Source organism: Pseudomonas sp. ABa2, from assembly GCF_056676075.1.
In genome coordinates this window covers 1601250-1621729 of record NZ_CM155239.1, presented here as the reverse complement: position 1 = coordinate 1621729, position 20480 = coordinate 1601250, and the positions used below count along the sequence as shown (strand labels likewise).

The following is a 20480-nucleotide window of genomic DNA, read 5'->3' as shown; positions in this document are numbered from 1 at the left end:
AGAACACCTGCCATGACCGATTCCCAGCAATGCATCACCCTGTGGGGCACGCCGCACTCCCTGTATACCGGCAAGATTCGCTCGTATCTGATCAAGAAAGGCATCAGCTTCCGCGAGCGCATGCCGGCTGAGCCGGCGTTTCAGCAGCGAGTCGTACCGGTGGTTGGTGCCGTGGTAGTACCCATTCTGGAGCTGGCCGATGGCACCATCGTGCAGGATACCAGCGACATGATCGACCATCTGGAGCAAGCCTTTCCCGCACGCCCGATGCTGCCGACCTCGCCGGTTCAGCGGGTAACCGCACTGCTGCTGGACGGCTTTGGTTCCGAGGGCCTGCTGGCCGCCGCCATGCACTATCGCTGGTCCTACCGCGCCGAGCAGGAACAATTCCTGCGCGCCGAATTCGGCCGCAGCGTGCACGCCGGCAACAACCGTGATGAGCGTCTGGCTGCAGGCGCGCAGATGATGAGCTACTTCAATTCCTTTCTGCCTTTCCTCGGTGTGACTCCGCAAAGCATCCCGGCACATGAGGCCGCCTATGAGGCGCTGCTGGATGCGCTGGACATTCACTTTCTCAGCCATCCGTACCTGCTCGGTGGTCACCCGAGCATTGCCGACTTCGGCTTTATGGCCCCGCTGTTTGCTCACCTCGGCCGCGACCCCTACCCGTCCGCGCTGATGAAAAATCGTGCACCGAATGTCTTCCGCTGGACCGAACGCATGAACCTTGCCGGTATCGGCGATGTCGAGTTTCCCGACCGTGCTGAAGCCTGGCTGCCCGACGATGCGCTTCCGGCCACCCTGGAGCCGGTTCTGGCGCTGCTGTTCAAGGACTGGGGCACTCTGCTGGCGGCGGATGCCGGGGCATTCAATGCCTGGAGCCAGGGACTGCCTGCAGGCACTCCGACGCATATAGCCCAGGAGCGCAAGATTCATCCCACCGTCGGCATGGTCGAGTATCAGTGGCGTGGCTGCAAAATCCAGCGCGCCAGTGCGCCACACGGTCTGTGGCTATTCGCCAAAGCCCAGGCAGCGGCCAACGGTCTGTCCGGTGCGGCGCAGCAGCGTGTAGCCGAACTGCTCAAGCGTACCGGCGGTGAGCCGGTCATGGCCTTGCAGCTGGCCCGGCAGATGAAGCGGGAGAACTACAACCTCGTCCTGCAATAGCCTTGCAGCCAGCCGGGCAATCACAAACCTGCGTCATGCAGGAGGATATTGCGCCAGGCGCTGGCCACAGCGGGTATCTGAGTAACCCCCGGCACTTCAAGGGTTCAGCGGAACGCCTGCATGCTATGTTCGCGCACTGGCCGGGGCCAGTTGAATGTTGCGGGCAGCGCGCGTGGAGGGTGGCCTCGGCGCGTAGCGACAGCCCGCCAAGGCCAACTTCCCTGTACCGGCTTACTGCCCATCCTGCATCCACGAATTACCGCGGTAGGTTGGGTTGAGCCACGCGAAGCCCAACAGGTATCAATGCACCGCTTTGTCGGGCTTCGCCGCAAGGCGGCTCAACCCAACCTACAATACGGACTTATTGACTCGGCATCATGCATCCATGAATTACCGGTAGATTGGGTTGAGCCACGCGAAGCCCAACAGGTATCAATGCACCGCTTACACCCCCAAGCCCTTCGTGCGCAAAGCGTTTGCCAAGGTGAGCAAGGTGTTCACCGACAAGGCATCGGGCAAGGACACCCAGCGCCCCCAGCTCGAAGCGCTGCTGAGCTTCGTCCGCGAAGGCGATACAGTGGTGGTGCACAGCATGGATCGGCTGGCCCGCAACCTCGATGACCTGCGTCGCTTGGTACAGAAGCTGACTCAGCGCGGCGTGCGCATCGAGTTCCTGAAGGAGGGCCTGGTGTTCACCGGCGAGGACTCGCCGATGGCCAACCTCATGTTGTCGGTCATGGGGGCCTTCGCCGAGTTCGAGCGCGCCCTGATCCGTGAGCGGCAGCGCGAAGGCATCGCCCTGGCCAAGCAGCGCGGCGCGTACCGGGGCCGCAAGAAGGCCCTGTCCGACGAGCAGGCTGCTACCCTGCGGCAGCGGGCGGCTGCCGGCGAGCCCAAGGCGCAGCTTGCCCGCGAGTTCAACATCAGCCGGGAAACCCTCTACCAGTACCTCCGCACGGACGACTGATACATGCCGCGTCGCTTGATCCTCTCGGCCACGGAGCGGGACACCCTGCTTGCGTTGCCGGAAAGCCAGGATGACCTGATCCGCTACTACACCTTCAACGATTCCGACCTGTCGCTGATCCGTCAGCGGCGCGGCGACGCCAACCGCCTGGGCTTCGCGGTGCAGCTCTGCCTGCTGCGCTACCCCGGCTATGCGCTGGGCACCGACAGCGAGCTGCCCGAGCCGGTCATCCTGTGGGTGGCCAAGCAGGTTCAGGCCGAGCCGGCGAGCTGGGCGAAGTACGGCGAGCGGGACGTGACTCGCCGCGAGCACGCCCAGGAACTGCGCACCTACCTGCAACTGGCTCCATTCGGCCTGTCGGACTTCCGCGTCCTGGTGCGCGAATTGACCGAGCTGGCCCAGCAAACCGACAAGAGCTTGCTGCTGGCCGGTCAGGCGCTGGAGAGCCTGCGGCAGAAGCGGCGCATCCTGCCGGCGCTGAGCGTGATCGACCGGGCCTGCTCGGAGGCCATTGCGCGGGCCAATCGGCGGGTCTACCGCGCCCTGGTCGAACCACTCACGGACTCGCATCGGGCCAAGCTGGACGAGCTGTTGAAGCTCAAGGCCGGCAGCAGCATCACCTGGTTGACCTGGCTGCGACAGGCACCGCTGAAACCCAACTCCCGGCACATGCTTGAACACATCGAGCGGCTGAAGACATTTCAGCTGGTGGACTTGCCCGAAGGCCTGGGCCGGCACATCCACCAGAACCGCCTGCTCAAGCTGGCCCGCGAGGGTGGGCAGATGACGCCCAAAGACCTCGGCAAGTTCGAGCCGCAGCGACGTTACGCGACCCTGGCCGCCGTGGTGCTGGAGAGCACCGCGACCGTGATTGATGAACTGGTCGATTTGCATGACCGTATCCTGGTCAAGCTGTTCAGCAGCGCGAAGCACAAGCATCAGCAGCAGTTCCAGAAGCAGGGCAAGGCGATCAACGACAAGGTGCGCCTGTACTCAAAAATCGGCCAGGCTCTGCTGGAAGCCAAGGAAAGCGGCAGCGATCCCTACGCGGCCATCGAGGCGGTGATTCCCTGGGATGAGTTCACCGAGAGCGTCAGCGAGGCCGAGCTGCTGGCCCGGCCGGAGGGCTTCGATCATCTGCACCTGGTCGGCGAGAACTTCGCCACCCTGCGCCGCTACACGCCGGCCCTGCTGGAGGTACTGGAACTGCGCGCCGCACCGGCCGCGCAAGGCGTGCTGGCAGCCGTGCAGACCCTGCGCGAGATGAACGCCGACAACTTGCGCAAGGTGCCGGCCGATGCGCTCACAGACTTCATCAAGCCGCGCTGGAAGCCGCTGGTGATCACCCCGGAAGGCCTCGACCGGCGCTTCTACGAAATCTGCGCCCTGTCCGAACTGAAAAATGCCCTGCGCTCCGGCGACATCTGGGTCAAAGGCTCGCGGCAGTTCCGCGACTTCGACGACTATCTGCTGCCGGCAGAGAAGTTCGCCGCGCTCAAGCACGAGCAGGCCCTGCCCCTGGCGATCAACCCGAACAGCGACCAGTACCTGGAAGAGCGTTTACAGCTGCTGGACGAGCAGTTGGCCATCGTCACCCGCCTGGCCAAGGACAACGAGTTGCCCGATGCCATCCTCACCGAGTCCGGGCTGAAGATCACCCCACTGGATTCTGCGGTGCCGGATCGGGCGCAGGCGCTGATCGACCAGACCAGCCAGTTGCTGCCGCGCATCAAGATCACCGAACTGCTGATGGACGTGGACGACTGGACGGGCTTCAGCCGCCACTTCACCCACCTGAAGGACGGTGCCGAGACCAAAGACCGGACGTTGCTGCTGTCCGCAATCCTCGGTGATGCGATCAACCTCGGGCTGACCAAGATGGCCGAGTCGAGCCCCGGCCTGACCTACGCCAAGCTGTCCTGGCTGCAAGCCTGGCACATCCGCGACGAAACCTACTCGGCGGCCCTGGCCGAGCTGGTCAACCACCAGTACCACCATGCCTTCGCCGCCCACTGGGGCGACGGCACCACCTCATCCTCCGATGGCCAGCGCTTCCGCGCAGGCGGCCGGGGCGAAAGCACCGGGCACGTCAACCCGAAGTACGGCAGCGAGCCGGGACGGCTGTTCTACACCCACATCTCCGACCAGTACGCGCCGTTCAGCACCCGCGTGGTGAATGTCGGCGTGCGCGATTCCACCTATGTGCTCGACGGCTTGCTGTACCACGAGTCCGATCTACGGATCGAGGAGCACTACACCGACACGGCCGGCTTCACCGATCACGTCTTTGCCCTGATGCACCTGCTGGGCTTCCGCTTCGCGCCACGCATCCGCGACCTCGGCGAAACCAAACTGTACGTGCCGCAGGTCGTGCAGGCCTACCCGACGCTGCGCCCGCTGATCGGCGGCACCCTGAACATCAAGCACGTCCGCGCCCATTGGGACGACATCCTGCGCCTGGCCAGCTCGATCAAGCAGGGCACGGTCACCGCCTCGCTGATGCTGCGCAAGCTCGGCAGCTATCCGCGCCAGAACGGCCTGGCCGTGGCCCTGCGCGAGCTGGGCCGGATCGAGCGCACGCTGTTCATCCTCGACTGGTTGCAGAGCGTCGAGCTGCGCCGCCGCGTGCATGCCGGATTGAACAAGGGGGAAGCGCGCAACTCCCTGGCCAGGGCGGTGTTCTTCAACCGCCTCGGTGAGATCAGGGATCGGAGCTTCGAGCAGCAGCGCTATCGGGCCAGCGGCCTCAACCTGGTGACGGCGGCTATCGTGCTGTGGAACACAGTGTATCTGGAACGCGCCACCCAGGGGCTGGTCGAGGCTGGTAAGCCGGTGGACGGCGAGCTGCTGCAATACCTGTCGCCGCTGGGTTGGGAACACATCAACCTAACCGGCGATTACGTCTGGCGGCAGAGCCGCCGGCTTGAAGACGGGAAGTTCAGGCCGCTACGGTTGCCCGGAAAACCTTAGCGTACGATTTTTTCCGTTTTCTCTATTCGCCCCTAACCCAGGGCTCTATGCTGGACTGCCAGCTCGAAACCAAGATCGTTTCCACTGTGCCCGGCATGACTACCTGCTACACAACTCGGGACATTTACTCGACCAATGGCCGCGTTGTGCTGCTGGATCGTGGCTCCAAGGTCGTCGGCCAGTACCAGGGCGGCATGACTCAGGGCCAGGCGCGAATCTTCGTCCTGTGGACGCGGGTTGAAACGCCTACCGGCGTCGTTATCAACCTCGATTCGCCAGGCGCTGGCCCACTTGGCGAAGGCGGTCTAGGTGGCTGGGTGGATACCCATTTCTGGAAGCGTTTCGGCGGGGCAATCATGTTGAGCATGATTGGCGATGTGGGCGACTTCCTGTCTAACAAGGCGTCGCAGGGCGATTCAGACCGGATCACCTTCGATAACACTTCGGATAGTAGCCAGGATATGGCCGCTACCGCGCTCGAAAACACTATTAACATCCCGCCGACCCTGTACAAGAACCAGGGCGAGCGGTTGCAAATCTTCGTCGCACGCGACCTTGATTTCAGCGGAGTATATAACCTTGAACGCAGCAACTAGCTTAGCCCTTGGGCGCGACGCCACGGTTAATCAGCTCATGCGGCCTATCGTGCCGCACCTGGAGCGTGGTGATGTGGTCGAGGTCACTATCAATCGCCCCGGCGAGCTGTGGGCAAAAACCTTTCAAGGCTGGGAACCTGTCAAGGTTCCCGAGCTGACCATGCCCTACCTCAAGAGCCTGGCGAACGCTATCGCCGTGTTCAACGGCATTTCCCTGGCCAGCATCACGTCTGTGGTGCTGCCAGGCGGGCAACGCGGCCAGATTGTCCTGCCGCCTGCCTGCATCGACGACACGCTGTCGCTTTCCATCCGAAAGCATTCGCTGGTGGTCAAGACGCTCGATGAGCTGGACGCCGAGGGTGCTTTCGAGTCCTTCGATGACGTGAGTTTCAACAAGCCAACGGCTGCCGAGGCGGCAGCCCTGGTGCTGAAGCGCGACTTCACTCGCCTGACGCCTGCCGAGGCCGAGCTGTTGGCCTTGAAGCGCGAAGGTCGCATGCGTGACTTCCTCGACCTGTGCGTCCAGTCGCACCGAAACATCATCATTGCGGGCAAGACTGGATCGGGCAAAACCACGTTCGCCAGGTCGCTGATTGAGCGCGTGCCCAACAGTGAGCGCCTAGTCACCATCGAGGACGTTCACGAACTGTTCCTGGAGAATCACCCGAACCGCGTTCACATGATTTATGGGTACGGCAAGGGCCGCGTCTCTGCGGTCGAAGCGCTGCGTTCCTGCATGCGTCAGTCGCCGGATCGAATCTTTCTGGCTGAGCTGCGCGGCGATGAAGCATGGGAGTACCTGGGCAGCCTCAACACGGCGCACCCTGGTTCGATCACCACTACGCACGCGAACAACGCTATCCAGACCTTCCAGCGTGTCGGCACCTTGATCAAACAGTCTGAGGTCGGGCGCGTGCTCGATCTGGATATGATCAACCGGACGCTCTTCAGCACGATTGACGTGGTGCTGTACTTCTCCGACCGGAAGCTCTGCGAAGTGTTCTATGACCCCGTGTTTGCCAAAGAGCAAATGCGCTGACGGAAAGGAAGCCGTTCGCCTTTGGCCTAACGGTTGCGCCACCTGCTTAGTGGTGGGCAGCTCGGGGCATCCGAGCACCATTTTTTCAGCATGACCAGGAGGCACCAATGAATAACCCAGCTCTCGACGCAAACCAGGTTCGTGCGCTGCACGTTCTTGGTCAGACCCTGGCGCAGATTCGCTCTCTCGCCCGTGCCCAAGGCTCCCCAGCCGACCGCTTGAACGCCATAGGCGCGCTTGCCGACGCTATGCACAACGTCCCTATGACGGTCGCCCATCCCGACCGCTACGACGCTTCCGAGATTGGCAGCGCCATCAGCGCCGTTGCTGCCATTCATCGCAAGCAAGGCGCAGCCGCTGCTGCCGCCTCTCTCGCTGCCAGCGGGCATCTGGAGTCGAATCTATGATTTCGTGCGCTGGCTGCGCCATTTCGGGCGCATTCGGGCCTGAAGCACAGGCGCGTTCTATCGAGGCACTGCCTACCGTGCTTTTGCTTGTCGTCGTCTGTGTTGTGGTTGTTTCTGGGGTTATGCCGAGATAAGGCAAAAATTAGGACATTCGCTCTGTAAGCCAATGATTTAAAAGGTCATTCTGGATCTTATGACTTACTGACCAACCACCGTCTGGCTAGACGTCTATGCTGATGCTTTTGCCTTGCTTGTGGGGTGTGCTCAATGGCATCGGTGGAAAGAACAGCCTATCCGGTCTTGCCCAGTCAGCTACCAGCCAAGGAGCTTCATCGAAGCTATTCCCTGTCTGATTCAGAGATCGAATGGGTCAACAACACCGCTAAGAGTCCAGCGCTCTCGATTGGGCTGGCAGTCCAGTTAAAGGTGTTTCAGCAACTGCACTATCTGGTGGAACTGGAAGACGCAACCCCTGAACAACTCTTCATCTCGGCTGTGCTTCCAACCCGCCAACAGGTGCCCAATCGTGTGAGGGTCTTTCTCGACCGGCTGGAGGCTGTTCTGAGCGATTCGAAGTGATCGCTATTGGCCGATCGAGACGGGAGCTGCTGGAGCTCCCGTATATGGATGTGAACGTGGGTGTGAACATTCTTTATCAGGATTACCGCCCTTCGAGTTTTTTCACCACTTCGTCGGTAGTCATCACACCGTTGGCGATATAGCGGAAGTTGACCAACGCGCTACCGTATCCGTCGCCATCAGGCAGCTTCGGTCCGGCCACCGCATCACGCACGACGATGACTTCAAAACCCCGTTCGAGGAACTCACGAAGGTGCGACTCAACGCACAGGTTGGAGGCCATGCCGGCCAGGACGATTTTGTCGATGCGCTGTTTGCGCAATTGCAGCATCAGGTCGTTGCTTTGCGGTCCGTACAACTTGTGTGGTGAGGCGATGATGGTCTTGCCGTCTTCGATGAAGGGCTTGAACTCCTGCATGAAATCGGCCCCCGAGTTACGGAACCCATCGAGCGTCAAGGCACCTTTGCGATCGAACAGCCCGAGCTTGTGCTGCACGGACTCTGCTGGCGCCTCAAACTCCCATTTGTGATCGTGGGGATAGTAGTAGTGGGGTGAGATGGCTACGGTTGCTCCGGCCTGCTTGAACGCTTTGAACAGTTGGTTCAGGTGCGGCACCAGTTTTTGCTCGGTGACGCTCTCACCGAAGACCGCCCAGCCGGCACCGTCTTTACTCATGAAGTCGATCTGCGGGTCGATCACCACCAAAGCGGTGCGACTGGAATCCCACTCGAAAGTGGAAGCCGGGAGCGCCGGCTTGACCGGGTCAGCATACGGGTCTTCGGCGGCGTTGCCCATGCCGGGGGCCATCAGTAACGCGGCCAGCAACGGGGCGCAGGCGAGAAATTTACCGGGACGAATGTTGAAGGTCATTTGCAAGTCCTCATGCATGTTTAGTGCATTCAAGGTACGTTGCGAGGTCCCGGCGCAATGGACATTTTTCCTTGGCTTTCGGACAAGAAGCGCGGCACCTGGCGTGCGCCAGCGGCATGACAACTGTGATGACCTTAGAGGTGGCAACCGCGTACCATGACGCCATCACTCGGACTTCGGGCGTTTCGTTCATGCAGCGTCATATCTGTTTTCTGGTTTACTCAGGCTTTGTCCTGCTTGATCTGAGCGGCCCGCTCGAAGCCTTCAGTAACGCCAATCGTGGACGTCCCTCAAGCTATCGATTCACCATTGCCTCACTGGAGGGCGGATTGATCGAAGCGTCGAGTGGGCTGCAGATTGCAACTGAAGCGATACAGGCTGTCGAGCGCTTCGATACGCTCATCATTGTCGGCGCGCCAACCGCGCCGATCGATGACAGGATGCCCTCATTGGCCGCGATCATACGGCAGATATCCGCGAACTCACGTCGCACGGCGAGTGTGTGTACGGGCGCCTTTTTGCTTGCCGAGAGCGGTTTGCTCGATGGCCGCGTGGCCACCACCCACTGGAACTATGCGCCGCAGTTGCAAGCGCGATACCCGTTGCTGCAGGTCAATGGAGACAGAATCTGGACCGAAGACGGCAATGTCTGGACGTCCGCGGGCATGTCGGCGGGTATCGATATGACCCTGGCCATGATTGAGCAAGACCTGGGCAAGGAAGTGTCGCGGTCCGTCGCGCGCATGCTGGTGGTTTATTATCAGCGGCCAGGGGGGCAGTACCAGTTTTCTTCGTTGCTGGATTTTGACCCGGGCTCGGACCGAATCCGTGCGGTGCTCACGTATGCGCGCGATCACCTGCATGAAGATTTGCCCGTTGAACGTCTGGCCGACGTTGCCAATATGAGCGTGCGCCAGTTTGGCCGCGTGTTTGCGGCGGCTATCGGCGTGACGCCCTCCAAAGCGGTCGAACGTCTACGTATTGAGTCGGCACGGCCGTTGGTTGAGGACAGCAACCAGACGTTCGAGGGGATAGCCAGGCGCTGCGGATTCGGCGATGCCGATCACATGCTTCGCAGTTTCATGCGTGTGGTCGGACGCACGCCACAAGAGCTGCGGCGCAGTAGCCGACAGGCAAAACTCGATGGTTCCAGGGTATGAGTCAGGCGCAATGCCCGGGCACCGATTAATGCGTGAAGCAGCGCGAAACGACTCTTGTACGTCGATGACAATGAGTGCAGTTTTCTGAGCGGACATTGTGGCATTCCTCAGCGGTTTAGGAGGTTACGAGGTTAGCCATGCTGCACATTGCCAGAAATGCCTGAGGCAGACGAAATCAGGACATTTCACGCCAATCAATCGTAGGCGAAATGAAACACCACCGGCGATTATGAATCTGGTTGTGTTCACCTGTTGAATCCAGAGCCGATTGCTGTCACCCATGGATGACTGCTTCTGGCCGATAGTTGCCCGCTGTCACCGGCTGCAATCGGCCAGCAGCGGACAGTGAGTGGCAGCCCCGGGTAGGGCTGCCTGACGAAGCGTCAGATCACGCGTTTGATGCTGATGTAGTCGCCCTGAGTTCGCAGGGTGACGGTCACCGGTTTGCTAGTGCGATTACGCCAGAACCAACCGTGCTTGCCATCGAATGCGGCCTCCAGAACACCTGTATCTTCTGGCGTTGAGCGTCCCTTCCCGTAGCCGTGATAGAAGTCGCGCGGCGCGTTGTAAGGATCGCCGTGGGTATCGTAGTTAACGACGCCGCCATTGGCAGTCCAGCTGTAGTTCACCTTGGCACCTTGCTTCATTTCCAGCTTCACTTCGGCGCCCTGGTTCGGGCTCAAGGTGATGCTCATTTCATGCTGCAGGGCAGCCTGCTCAGGCGCAGCCGGTTGCTCCGGAGCGGGAATGACCTCGGCAGGAGTGGCCGGGGTAGTGGCAGGGGCTGCAGGTGCTGCGGCGATATTTTCAGCTGGCAGCGGAGTTGGCGTCTGAGCTGCGGCCTCATCGGCGCGGGCCTCTTCAGCCAGCTGGATCTTCACCTCACCCATCTGTGTGAGACCCAGTGCTCGGCCCACGCCAGTGGGATCGATCGCATACTCCGAAGGCATCACCACGGTAACCAGAAGCACGCAGGCAATGATTGCCGCGATGATCGTGGAGCGCAGTAGCTGTGCTGTCGAGGGGAGTTCGTTGAGGGTCGGAAGCTTGGTATTGAACATAAAAAGAATTCCTTACTGAGAGACGATCAGGCCGGTGATCTGGTAGCCCATGAGCAAGAAGCCGGCGCTCATCATGGCAACGTTGGCGGTGTAGGCATGGCGCCAGAAGCTGGCAGTACGTCGCCAGTAGCCCATCAGAATGAGAATGCCGCCAAGGGCCAGTAGCTGGCCGATCTCGACACCTACGTTGAAGGCAATCAGGTTGGCGATCAGGCCATCAGGAGAAATCTCGAACTCCTGGATCTTGGTGGCCAGACCGAAACCATGAAGCAGGCCGAAGATCAGCGTTGCTGCGCGGGTATCGGGCTGGTACCCAAACCAGCGCTGGAAGGCGCCGAGGTTATCCAGGGCCTTGTACACGACCGAAAAGCCGATGATCGCGTCGATCACATACGAGCTGATGCTGATGTTGCTAAGCACTCCAAAGAGCAGAGTGATCGAATGGCCAACTGCGAACAGCGTGACGTACAGCCCTACGTCCTTCAGACGGTAGAGAAAGAAGATCACGCCGAACAGGAACAGCAGATGGTCGTAGCCGGTGATCATGTGTTTGGCACCCATGTAGATGAAGGGCACCAACATCACGCCGGTACTTTCCTGGATGAAGCCCTTGTCTCCTTCGGGAACTCCGTGGGCCAGCGCCTCAGGCATGACTGCCATCAGTAGAGCGAGGGTAAGCAAGGGCAGAAAGAGTGATCGACGCAGGCGTGCGATCAGCGCCGTTGCCCTGCTTAGGGGAAGCGAATTCATAACGATTTCCTAGGCTGTAGTGGTCTGGGGCCGCGAGGCGGCCGGTTTCAGAGCACGAACCTAGAGCGTGGTGGCCGTTCGATCAGGTAGATCGGCACTTCAGGGACAATTGCCCGCAACGAGCTGGGAGGGGTTTCCCGCTCGGGGCGTGACAGTAGTGTCAACGCCGACCCGAGATAGGGGATCTCATGGCTATGGTCAGCTGCATGTTTGTGGCTCGGGAATGCCGGCGCGTCCACGTCATGGGAATGACCATGGGACACAGCGCCAGAGTAATCCCCCGGTATCAGCGGTGCTTTGATGGCGGCCAGCGAATGCCCTACCCAGGCCAATAGCAAGGCCAGTATCAATGCGATAACGGGTTTCTTCGAGGCACTACGGCGAGCCATTTTCCTATGTCTTGCAGCTTGCAAAGGACCAACAGGGTCGTTTGACCGTATCCCCCCAGGGGGGATAGGATGCGAGCGTAAATCATCGAGGCATAGGACTCAAGGCATGAGCGATCACGAACACAGCCATGGCCACCGACACCAAAGCCACAGCGATGTCATGAAGCGCCTGAAACGCGCCGAGGGCCATCTGCGCAGCATCATCACCATGATCGAGGATGGCCGTGAGTGCGTGGATATCGCGCAGCAGCTGCATGCCGTGGAGAAGGCCGTATGCCAGGCCAAGCGCACTCTGATTCAAGATCACATCGATCACTGCCTGGAGCACACGATGGACGCCCTCGCTACTGGCGAGCGCACCTCCCTTGAAGACTTCAAGCAGATCACGAAGTACCTGTAGGTATCACCATGTCGAGCTTTGCCGAATTGCTGCAGCAGGGTGCGTCTCACGCCTGGCTGTACTTCCCCAGCGCCATCCTCCTAGGGGCATTGCATGGCCTGGAGCCAGGCCACTCGAAGACCATGATGGCGGCCTTCATCGTAGCCATCCGCGGCACCGTGAAGCAGGCGGTATTGCTGGGGCTGGCGGCAACCATTTCGCACACCGCGGTGGTCTGGCTGGTGGCCATGGGCGGCATGTATCTGGGCCAGAACCTGAATGCTGAAACGACTGAACCCTATTTCCAGCTCGCGTCCGCCGCGATCATCATCACCATCGCGCTCTGGATGCTGTGGCGAACCTGGCGTGGCGAACAGATGTGGCGTTTCGAAGAAGGTGATCATGCGCATGATCACCACCATGACGAGCTTCGCCGAATCGATACCGGACACGGGCGAATCGAACTCTCGATCTTCGAGGAAGGGGTTCCCCCGCGCTGGCGTCTGCGCACTCTGACTGGTCACTCTTGGCCAGCAGAAGACGTGAATCTGTCGACGACGCGTCCTGATGGGACAGCTCAGCTGTTCCGCTTTGTGCATCGCGGCGAATACCTGGAATCGGTCGCGGAAATTCCAGAGCCTCATCAGTTCACCGCGCGTCTGAGCCTTGGCCACGCGGGCCATTCGCACGACTATGACCTCGATTTCCATGAGCACGACCACGGCCACGACCATTCCGATCTGCAGGGCCTGGAGCTGTCGCTGGAGGGATACCAGGATGCCCATGAGCGAGCCCACGCCAACGACATCCGCAACCGCTTCAATAACCGCAACGTCACTACAGGCCAGATCATCCTGTTCGGCCTTACCGGAGGACTGATCCCCTGTCCTGCCGCGATTACGGTGCTGTTGCTATGCCTGCAGGTGAAGGAAGTCGCACTCGGGGCTGTTCTGGTGCTGTGCTTTAGTGTCGGCCTGGCGTTGACGCTGGTATCCGTCGGCGTAGCTGCTGCGGTGGGCGCTCGCCAGGCCTCCAACCGGTGGCCATGGCTGGGAGCGGTCGCGCGTCGCGCGCCCTACCTCTCGAGCATGCTCATTATTGGGGTCGGTATCTACGTCGGTGTTCATGGCTGGATCGGTCTGACCGCCTAAATGTGGGAGCTATCAGGCTACCTGGGCCTACTCCTCGCGGCCTTCAGTGCCGCGACTTTGATCCCTGCACAGTCCGAGGCAGTGCTCACCGGCCTGCTGATAAGTGGCAACTACTCGGTGGTCATGCTGTTGGTGGTGGCTACGGCAGGAAACGTTCTGGGTTCCGCGCTCAACTGGCTGCTCGGTCTCTACATTGAGCGCTATCGGCACAGACGCTGGTTCCCGGTCAGTGACGACAAGCTGGCCCGCGCGCAGCGGGCCTACCACCGCTACGGCCGTTGGTCACTGCTGCTGAGCTGGGTACCGATCATTGGCGACCCGCTGACCCTGATTGCCGGTGTCATGCGCGAACCCTTCTGGAGCTTCTTTTTGATCGTGCTGCTGGCCAAGGCGGCTCGATACCTGGTGCTCACCGTGGTGACCCTCGGGATCATGGGGTAATGCGCTCGACCAGCCTGGATCTCGTCAAATGGCTCGCCATGCTGACAATGGTCATAGACCACCTGCGCTATCTCTGGCCCGAAGCAACAGCATGGCTTTTCGTGGTTGGACGCTTCGCCTTTCCGCTGTTCTGCCTTGGCATCGCCGCCAATGTGTCGCGTTCCCACCCAGGAGATCTGTACAGCGAAAATAACTTTCGCTACTTGAGTTGGATTCTGGCCTTCAGCCTCATATCCGAGATGCCGTATCGGGCGCTGTCCGAGATGAGCAATACGCTGAATGTGATGCCGACACTGATGTTGGGGCTCATAGTTGCTTGGAGCGTCCATCACAGCGATCGTACAGGCTTGGTGCTGGGGCTATTCACGCTGACCGTTTCGATAGTGCTGCATGATCGGCTGATGTACGGCGCGTTTGGCGTCCTGCTGCCGGCGACCATGGTGCTGGCAGTGCAGCGCCCCTGGATTACCTGGCTCATACCTGCAGTCTTCAGCGTGTTGGCCAATAGCCGTGACGGCTGGATCGGAGCTGGTCCCTTTGGCACCTGGTGGGCCATGGCCACGACCTTTGCGGCTCCGCTGGTTGGCCTGTGGCTATTGCGGCAGAAAATCACCCAACACATATGGCCAGTGGGGCGCTGGGGTTACTACTTCTACCCCGGCCATCTAGCGGTGCTGGCGTTGCTTCGTGTGGCTCTCTGACCGAACGATCAAAATTCCCTTGCTCAATGCAGGCCTTTTGCCATAATCCGGAGCGTGACCTAGATCACATATAAGAGCCAATCGAAACGGAGTTTGAACATGAAGAAGCTTTCTGCCGCCCTGATCGCCACCGTGATTGCCCTGTCCTCCGCCGCTGCCATTGCCCATAGCGGCGGTACCGACTCGAAGGGCTGCCATACCAACCACTCCACAGGGGCGTACCACTGCCATTGATTAAGGCAGCGCTGGTCGCCTCTCGCGAGGCGGCCAGAACCAGATGGCTAGACCAAATCGCACACCGGCTGCTTGGCTTCACGCCACCCTGCAAAGCCGTCGACGAGATACCGCGCATCCAGTCCCATCGCCCAGAGAGTAGCGGCACACCCTTGGCTGATTTCATGCCCATGCGCGCAGTAAAGAATCACGGGGCGATCCCGTGGCACCTGATCCTTCCAGGAAAAAAGCAGTTCGGGGTCCTGCCATTTCGCGTTGGCGATCTGTGCCCCGTCGGCGTTGCGCACGATGGCTCGGCGCACATCGAGCAGCTCAAAGCTGCGACCTGCAGCCTGCCACTCAGCGAGCTCGCGAATCGATATGCGCTCCATAACCCCTCCCTAACGCAGCAGGTGGATAGCCAATCCCACAAGAGCACATCCCACCAACACTTGGATGACTCCACGCTTGAAGCGGAACAGCGCCACCGCGGCACCGACAGCGATCAACGCCGAGGGCCAGTCGAAGCTGCCTGCAAAGCCCTCAGGCCACAGCACGTGATAACCGAAGAACAGCGCGAGGTTGAGGATGACGCCTACCACCGCGGCAGTAATGCCGGTCAACGGAGCGGTGAACTTCAGCTCGTTGTGCGTGGACTCCACCAGCGGCCCGCCGGCGAGGATGAACAGGAACGAGGGCAGGAAGGTAAACCAGGTTACGAGGCTGGCCGCCACGGCACCGGCAAGGAATGCCTGCTCTGGCCCGAAGACCTGGTGCACATAGGCGCCAACGAACCCCACGAACGCCACCACCATGATCAGCGGCCCCGGGGTGGTCTCGCCCAATGCCAGGCCATCGATCATCTGGGGGGGTGTCAGCCAGCCGTAATGGCCTACCGCGCCCTGATAGACATACGGCAGTACTGCATAAGCGCCGCCGAAGGTGAGTAGAGCGGCCTTGGTAAAGAACCACCCCATCTGGGTCAGGGTGCCCTCCCAACCATACAGGACGGTCAGCAGCCCCATAGGCAAGGCCCACAGCACGGCGCCTACTCCAACCAGCAGAGCTAGGTGCGACCAGCGGAAGCGCGCATGCGCCGGCGGTGGCGTGTCGTCGTCGATCAACGCCGGCCCATAGGACTGTTTGGATGCCCCATGCCCACCACCGACGCTGAACTTGTCAGGTGCATACCGCCCGCCCAGATAGCCGATAAGAGCGGCCCCCAGAACGATCAAGGGGAAAGGGATATTGAGCGCAAAGATCGCCACAAAGGAGGCTGCAGCGATAGCCCAAAGCCAGTTGTTCTTCAGCGCGCGTGAACCGATACGGTGGGCAGCCTGCACAACGATGGCGGTGACGGCGGGCTTGATGCCGTAGAACAATCCCGCCACCACAGGCACTTCGCCGAAAGCGATGTAGACCCAGGACAGGGCAATCAGGATGAACAGTGAGGGCAGCACGAACAGTGCGCCGGCGATCACCCCACCCCAGGTGCGATGCATGAGCCAGCCAATATAGGTAGCCAACTGCTGAGCCTCCGGGCCTGGCAGGAGCATGCAGTAGTTCAATGCATGCAGAAAGCGGCGCTCCGAGATCCAGCGCCGCCTCTCCACCAGTTCCTGGTGCATGATCGAGATCTGCCCAGCCGGGCCACCGAAGCTGATGAAACCGAGTTTCAGCCAGAACAGAAATGCCTCGAATAGGCCAACTTTCTCTACCCTGCCCTGGTCTTGCTCAGTCGCTTGCATAGCTGTCTCACTCATCACTCTGTCCTTCCTTGCTGAATGCAGCCAGCAACCCATCGAAGATGGCGCAGGCCGCAGCCAATAACTGATCGTCGTTCTCGATGCTGGCTCGCAGTCCAGCCAGTACGCGCTCTACACCTGTCGCTTCTGTGGGTTGCGCGCCCCCCACATCCAGGTAATGAACCAGTGCCCCTAAGCGCTGCAGCCCTGGAGCCTCCAGCCCGAAGCTAGCCATAAGGGTCTCGAAGGTGACCTTGTTGCCGACATGGCTGAACCGGGCACCATCAAAATCGAACCCAAGTGCTTCCGCAGGACATGCATCAGGAGAGGGAAGCCAGAGGATGCTGGCACCTGGATCGATGAAGCGGCGGATCAGCCAGGCGCTGGCCAGGCGGTCTACCCAGGGGCGCTGGCGAGTCGCCCAGGTTCGCCCTTCGTAGTCCCGCGGATCGAGCTGCTCGATGGCTTGCTCATGGCTGGTGGGCTCATCCTTGGAAAGCGCCCGGTTGATGGCCACTTCGAGATCACGCAGCAGCGCGTCTGTCTGTTGCAAAGGTTCGCCCGGAAAGAAGTCGATCGACTGGATCTGAGCGAACGACTTGCGCAACTTGCGGGCCTGGCGAGCAGTCGCCAGTGCATTCTCAGGAGTCAGCTGGGCCAGTTGGGGCTCAACCTCCGAGCGCAACCTGGCGTAGTCGTCGCCACGATCAAAGAGAGGTATGAAGCGCTCACCCTGGGGATCAGTGACCGGCAGGAGCGACGCCGAGCCACCGCTATCCAGCACGTCACGCTCGACGGACTCCAGTACCTCACGACTAGCCGAGCCATCTGGCAGGAGATAAACCCCATCGCGTAGCACCGCAGCCCCAGCGCTTTTCAACGTGCGCCAAGCGCGCATTCGCTCGGCGGCATTTGCCGTAGGCAGTGCCATCACGAGACATAGCCAATTAATCAATGTAACGATCTCACGAAATTTGTTCGATTGCTACATTACCTAGAGGTTGCTGAATTGGGAACTGGGAAGTTAGCCCTGCTGGGCGGAGTGGTATGCGATTTTCGCCGCCTCCGATTCAGAATGTCCGCTTATGGCCGCTAGTGTGCGCTCTCTTGCTTGGATGGCATTACGTTCTGGCCCAACGTTACTGTAGCGAATCCGCAGCAGTATCAATCAAAGCCTCCTGTATCCCGCGTGAAGAAAGACGCTACGTTGCGCCCGTTCTTCCACGGCTTCGCTTGCCGCCCCGCTACGGCAGATTCGAAGCATTCATCGAAATGTCATCATTTAGAAGCAGTGCGTTAACAAGGAATTTCTACCCTTTGCATCGCGAACCGCAATTGTGCGGCCAGCAATATTGCGAAAGGTGATCAAATGACGCCCCATCCGATACAGGACGCCGTGCTGCGGGTCGACCGGTTGAGCGTCGTCTACCCAGGCGGCGTGACAGCCCTACGCGATACCTCGATTGCATTTCGGCGTGGTGAGTTCACCGTGCTGCTTGGTCTCTCGGGCGCAGGCAAGTCGACCTTGCTCCGTAGCCTCAATCGACTCGTCACGCCCACTCGCGGCAGTGTCACCAGCGAGCTCGGTGAGCTCGGCAGCGGCTCAGCCTTGCGTCAGCATCGTCGGCGTACCGCCATGATCTTTCAGCACCACCAGCTAATCGAACGTCAAAGCGCACTGGCTAATGTGCTTACCGGTCGGCTGGCCTTTCACAACACGCTCCGCTCGCTGTTTCCTCTGCCGCGTGCCGATCAGGAGATTGCGCTCAGTTGCCTCGCTCGGGTCGGTCTGGCAGACAAGGCGCTAAGCCGGGTGGACAAACTGTCCGGTGGCCAGCAGCAGCGGGTAGGCATCGCGCGTGCGCTAGCGCAACAGCCCGCGATCATTCTTGCCGATGAGCCGGTAGCCAGTCTCGACCCGGCCACTTCGGTCCGTGTTCTCGGACTGCTGCGCGACATCTGCAAGGAAGACGGCATCACCGCCATCGTTTCGCTGCATCAACTCGAATATGCCCGCCGCTTCGCCGATCGCGTCGTCGGGCTGGCCGATTCTCAGATCGTTTTCGATGCCGCGCCCTCGGAACTCACCGATGCGCAGCTTGAGCGCATCTATGCAGGCCGCTCTACGACTCAGCCAGCAACTGCTCCGGCTGAAACCCCTGTCATGCTCGCACCTTCACTGGAGATGTCCCGATGAAACGCTTATCCGCTCTCTTATTGACCTGTTTGCTGTCCGCTGTTTCAAGTCTGTCCGCCGTAGCGGCCGATGCCGATCCGGATGTGCTAAAGGTTGCGCTGCTGCCGGACGAAAACGCCTCGGAGTTGATCAAGCGAAACCAGCCGCTGAAGGATTATCTGGAAGAGCATCTGGACAAGAAGGTGCAGCTGATCGTAACCACCGACTATTCCTCGATGATTGAGGCGATGCGCTTTGGCCGTATCGACCTGGCGTATTTCGGTCCGCTGTCCTACGTCATGGCCAAAAGCAAAAGCGACATCGAGCCCTTCGCTGCCATGGTCATCGACGGCAAGCCGACCTATCGCTCAGTGATTATCGCCAATGTGGCGTCAGGCGTGAATGAGTATGCCGACCTTAAGGGCAAGAAGATGGCCTATGGTGACCGGGCATCGACGTCCAGCCATCTGATTCCCAAAACCGTGCTTCTTGAGACGGCCGAGCTGACGGGTGGGCAGGACTACGAACAACATTTTGTGGGCACGCATGACGCCGTTGCCGTCAACGTGGCGAACGGAAACGCCGATGCGGGTGGGCTGTCGGAGGTAATTTTCAATCAAGTAGCCGAACGTGGCCTAATCGATCCGAGCAAGGTGAAAGTACTTGGTTACAGCGGCGAATATCCCCAATACCCCTGGGCGATGCGCTCGAACCTGAGCCCCGAGCTGAAAACCAAGGTGCGGGATGTATTCGTCGGTATCGACGATCCCGAAGTGCTGCGCAACTTCAAAGCCGAGGCCTTCGCGCCAATCACCGACGCCGACTACGATGTGATTCGCAACATGGGATCGCTGCTCGGCCTCGACTTCGCCACGATGTGAGCACCGATATGTCTACTCATCATGACGTGCAGGCGCTGCCTGCAGAGCAACGCGAGCACATCCTTCGAGGCTTCGGCCTCGGTTGGTGGCGCCAGCTGGGGCAGGTGGCAATTGTACTCGGAGTGGTGCTGTTGGCCTGCTGGTACGTGGGGCTGCTCGATGCCACCACGCTGCTGAACGGGCTGCCCTCCATCGCGACCCTGGCAGGCGAGGCCATGCCGCCAGACTTTTCGGGCTATCGAAGCTGGATTCGCCCGTTGATCGACACGCTGGCGATGAGCATCGCCGGCACGGCCATCGCAGTGGTGTTCTCGCTGGTGGTGGCCTTCGTTGCAGCGCGCAATACGGCGCCGCACCCCCTTGTGTTCGGTGTTGCCCGGGTGCTGCTCAATGCCCTGCGGTCGGTGCCGGAGCTGATCATGGGCATCATCTTCGTTGCAGCCGTAGGGTTCGGCGCCTTGCCGGGCGTGCTTGCCCTGGGTCTGCATTCGATCGGCATGGTCGGCAAGTTCTTCGCCGAGGCCATCGAGCACGTCGACGAAGCGCCGGTGGAAGCCGCTCGGGCGGCGGGGGCTACGCCGATGCAAGTGCTGCTGCACGCGGTTTTGCCACAGGTGACTCCGCAGTTCGCCGACGTGGCGATCTACCGCTGGGAATACAACTTTCGCGCCTCCACCGTGATGGGCATGGTTGGCGCCGGCGGTATCGGCTTCGAACTCATGGGCTCGCTGCGCATCATGCAGTACCAGGAGGTTGCAGCAATCCTGCTGGTCATCCTGGCCATGGTCACGCTAGTAGACGCCTTCAGTGGCGTGCTGCGCAAACGTTTCAAATAGG

20 protein-coding genes and 3 pseudogenes are annotated in these 20480 nt (G+C 60.4%); 17 read left to right on the top strand and 6 right to left on the bottom strand.

Translation table 11 applies throughout. The annotated features are described in order from the left end of the window. Positions 1–12 precede the first annotated feature (12 nt). From AC1G9C_RS07925 to AC1G9C_RS07890, 8 genes and pseudogenes are all read left to right on the top strand, one after another. Positions 13–1167, top strand: a complete 1155-nt coding sequence (locus AC1G9C_RS07925) for a glutathione S-transferase family protein (RefSeq protein WP_034011923.1) — start codon at positions 13–15, stop codon at positions 1165–1167. A gap of 490 nt (positions 1168–1657) precedes the next feature. Further along, positions 1658–2134: pseudogene (locus AC1G9C_RS07920) on the top strand (recombinase family protein); the annotation flags it as partial. A gap of 3 nt (positions 2135–2137) precedes the next feature. Continuing rightward, positions 2138–5104 carry a Tn3-like element TnAs1 family transposase gene (locus AC1G9C_RS07915; RefSeq protein WP_043246808.1) on the top strand — a complete coding sequence of 989 codons (2967 nt, stop codon included), beginning with the start codon at positions 2138–2140 and terminating at the stop codon, positions 5102–5104. 47 nt (positions 5105–5151) lie between these two features. Further along, on the top strand, positions 5152–5700 hold the full coding sequence (gene virB10 / locus AC1G9C_RS07910; RefSeq protein WP_071536831.1) for a type IV secretion system protein VirB10: 549 nt from the start codon (positions 5152–5154) through the stop codon (positions 5698–5700). After that, the gene (gene virB11, locus AC1G9C_RS07905; protein WP_034011925.1) at positions 5684–6739 is read left to right on the top strand and encodes a P-type DNA transfer ATPase VirB11; all 1056 of its coding nucleotides are present in this window, start codon (positions 5684–5686) and stop codon (positions 6737–6739) included. Before virB10 ends, virB11 begins: the two co-directional genes overlap by 17 nt. A 107-nt stretch (positions 6740–6846) precedes the next feature. Beyond that, positions 6847–7146 (top strand): hypothetical protein, encoded by a 300-nt coding sequence (locus AC1G9C_RS07900; protein ID WP_034011926.1) that lies wholly within the window; start codon positions 6847–6849, stop codon positions 7144–7146. Positions 7147–7413: 267 nt separating this feature from the next. After that, positions 7414–7623 (top strand): annotated as a pseudogene (locus AC1G9C_RS07895) (DUF4158 domain-containing protein); the annotation flags it as partial. Further along, positions 7603–7725, top strand: a pseudogene (locus tag AC1G9C_RS07890) (LysR family transcriptional regulator); the annotation flags it as partial. The pseudogenes AC1G9C_RS07895 and AC1G9C_RS07890, both read left to right, overlap by 21 nt. An 82-nt stretch (positions 7726–7807) precedes the next feature. On the opposite strand, the gene AC1G9C_RS07885 reads toward AC1G9C_RS07890, so the two are convergent. After that, positions 7808–8596, bottom strand: a complete 789-nt coding sequence (locus AC1G9C_RS07885) for a cysteine hydrolase family protein (RefSeq protein WP_101516799.1) — start codon at positions 8594–8596, stop codon at positions 7808–7810. A gap of 191 nt (positions 8597–8787) precedes the next feature. On the opposite strand from AC1G9C_RS07885, the gene AC1G9C_RS07880 reads away from it, so the two are divergent. Beyond that, a complete protein-coding gene (locus AC1G9C_RS07880; RefSeq protein ID WP_034011937.1) occupies positions 8788–9756 on the top strand; it encodes a GlxA family transcriptional regulator in 969 nt (322 codons plus the stop codon). Between the two features lie 383 nt (positions 9757–10139). On the opposite strand, the gene AC1G9C_RS07875 is transcribed toward AC1G9C_RS07880, so the two are convergent. Then, positions 10140–10817 carry a hypothetical protein gene (locus AC1G9C_RS07875; RefSeq protein ID WP_033985546.1) on the bottom strand — a complete coding sequence of 226 codons (678 nt, stop codon included), beginning with the start codon at positions 10815–10817 and terminating at the stop codon, positions 10140–10142. A gap of 12 nt (positions 10818–10829) precedes the next feature. Continuing rightward, positions 10830–11567 carry a HupE/UreJ family protein gene (locus AC1G9C_RS07870; RefSeq protein WP_033985547.1) on the bottom strand — a complete coding sequence of 246 codons (738 nt, stop codon included), beginning with the start codon at positions 11565–11567 and terminating at the stop codon, positions 10830–10832. A 495-nt stretch (positions 11568–12062) separates the two neighbouring features. Between AC1G9C_RS07870 and AC1G9C_RS07865 the strand changes: the two genes are divergently transcribed. From AC1G9C_RS07865 to AC1G9C_RS07845, 5 genes are all read left to right on the top strand, one after another. Next, the gene (locus AC1G9C_RS07865) at positions 12063–12356 is read left to right on the top strand and encodes a metal-sensing transcriptional repressor (protein ID WP_003246772.1); all 294 of its coding nucleotides are present in this window, start codon (positions 12063–12065) and stop codon (positions 12354–12356) included. An 8-nt stretch (positions 12357–12364) separates the two neighbouring features. Then, positions 12365–13486 carry a nickel/cobalt efflux protein RcnA gene (locus tag AC1G9C_RS07860; protein ID WP_033985550.1) on the top strand — a complete coding sequence of 374 codons (1122 nt, stop codon included), beginning with the start codon at positions 12365–12367 and terminating at the stop codon, positions 13484–13486. Next, entirely contained in the window at positions 13487–13927 is a 441-nt protein-coding gene (locus AC1G9C_RS07855; RefSeq protein WP_033985552.1) for a YqaA family protein, read from the top strand. After that, positions 13927–14628: a TraX family protein gene (locus AC1G9C_RS07850; protein ID WP_033985554.1), complete on the top strand. Its 702-nt coding sequence runs from the start codon at positions 13927–13929 to the stop codon at positions 14626–14628. The genes AC1G9C_RS07855 and AC1G9C_RS07850 overlap by 1 nt, the downstream gene beginning before the upstream one ends. Positions 14629–14727: 99 nt before the next feature. Then, positions 14728–14862, top strand: a complete 135-nt coding sequence (locus tag AC1G9C_RS07845) for a YHYH domain-containing protein (RefSeq protein WP_021489078.1) — start codon at positions 14728–14730, stop codon at positions 14860–14862. Between the two features lie 47 nt (positions 14863–14909). Here AC1G9C_RS07845 and AC1G9C_RS07840 read toward each other — a convergent pair whose 3' ends face one another. The 3 genes from AC1G9C_RS07840 to AC1G9C_RS07830 are packed head-to-tail and all read right to left on the bottom strand — an operon-like array spanning position 14910 to position 17541. Next, the gene (locus AC1G9C_RS07840) at positions 14910–15233 is read right to left on the bottom strand and encodes a rhodanese-like domain-containing protein (protein WP_033985556.1); all 324 of its coding nucleotides are present in this window, start codon (positions 15231–15233) and stop codon (positions 14910–14912) included. Positions 15234–15242: 9 nt separating this feature from the next. Further along, on the bottom strand, positions 15243–16604 hold the full coding sequence (gene chrA, locus AC1G9C_RS07835; protein WP_034012868.1) for a chromate efflux transporter: 1362 nt from the start codon (positions 16602–16604) through the stop codon (positions 15243–15245). Beyond that, positions 16597–17541, bottom strand: a complete 945-nt coding sequence (locus tag AC1G9C_RS07830) for a chromate resistance protein ChrB domain-containing protein (RefSeq protein WP_243715899.1) — start codon at positions 17539–17541, stop codon at positions 16597–16599. The genes chrA and AC1G9C_RS07830 overlap by 8 nt, the downstream gene beginning before the upstream one ends. 414 nt (positions 17542–17955) lie before the next feature. Here AC1G9C_RS07830 and phnC point away from each other — a divergent pair, with 414 nt between their 5' ends. The 3 genes from phnC to phnE are packed head-to-tail and all read left to right on the top strand — an operon-like array spanning position 17956 to position 20479. Then, entirely contained in the window at positions 17956–18783 is an 828-nt protein-coding gene (gene phnC, locus AC1G9C_RS07825; RefSeq protein WP_003117867.1) for a phosphonate ABC transporter ATP-binding protein, read from the top strand. Further along, positions 18780–19643 carry a phosphate/phosphite/phosphonate ABC transporter substrate-binding protein gene (phnD, locus tag AC1G9C_RS07820; protein ID WP_003117866.1) on the top strand — a complete coding sequence of 288 codons (864 nt, stop codon included), beginning with the start codon at positions 18780–18782 and terminating at the stop codon, positions 19641–19643. The genes phnC and phnD overlap by 4 nt, the downstream gene beginning before the upstream one ends. Before the next feature lie 8 nt (positions 19644–19651). Then, positions 19652–20479, top strand: a complete 828-nt coding sequence (gene phnE, locus AC1G9C_RS07815; protein ID WP_003298907.1) for a phosphonate ABC transporter, permease protein PhnE — start codon at positions 19652–19654, stop codon at positions 20477–20479. Position 20480: the final 1 nt, after the last annotated feature.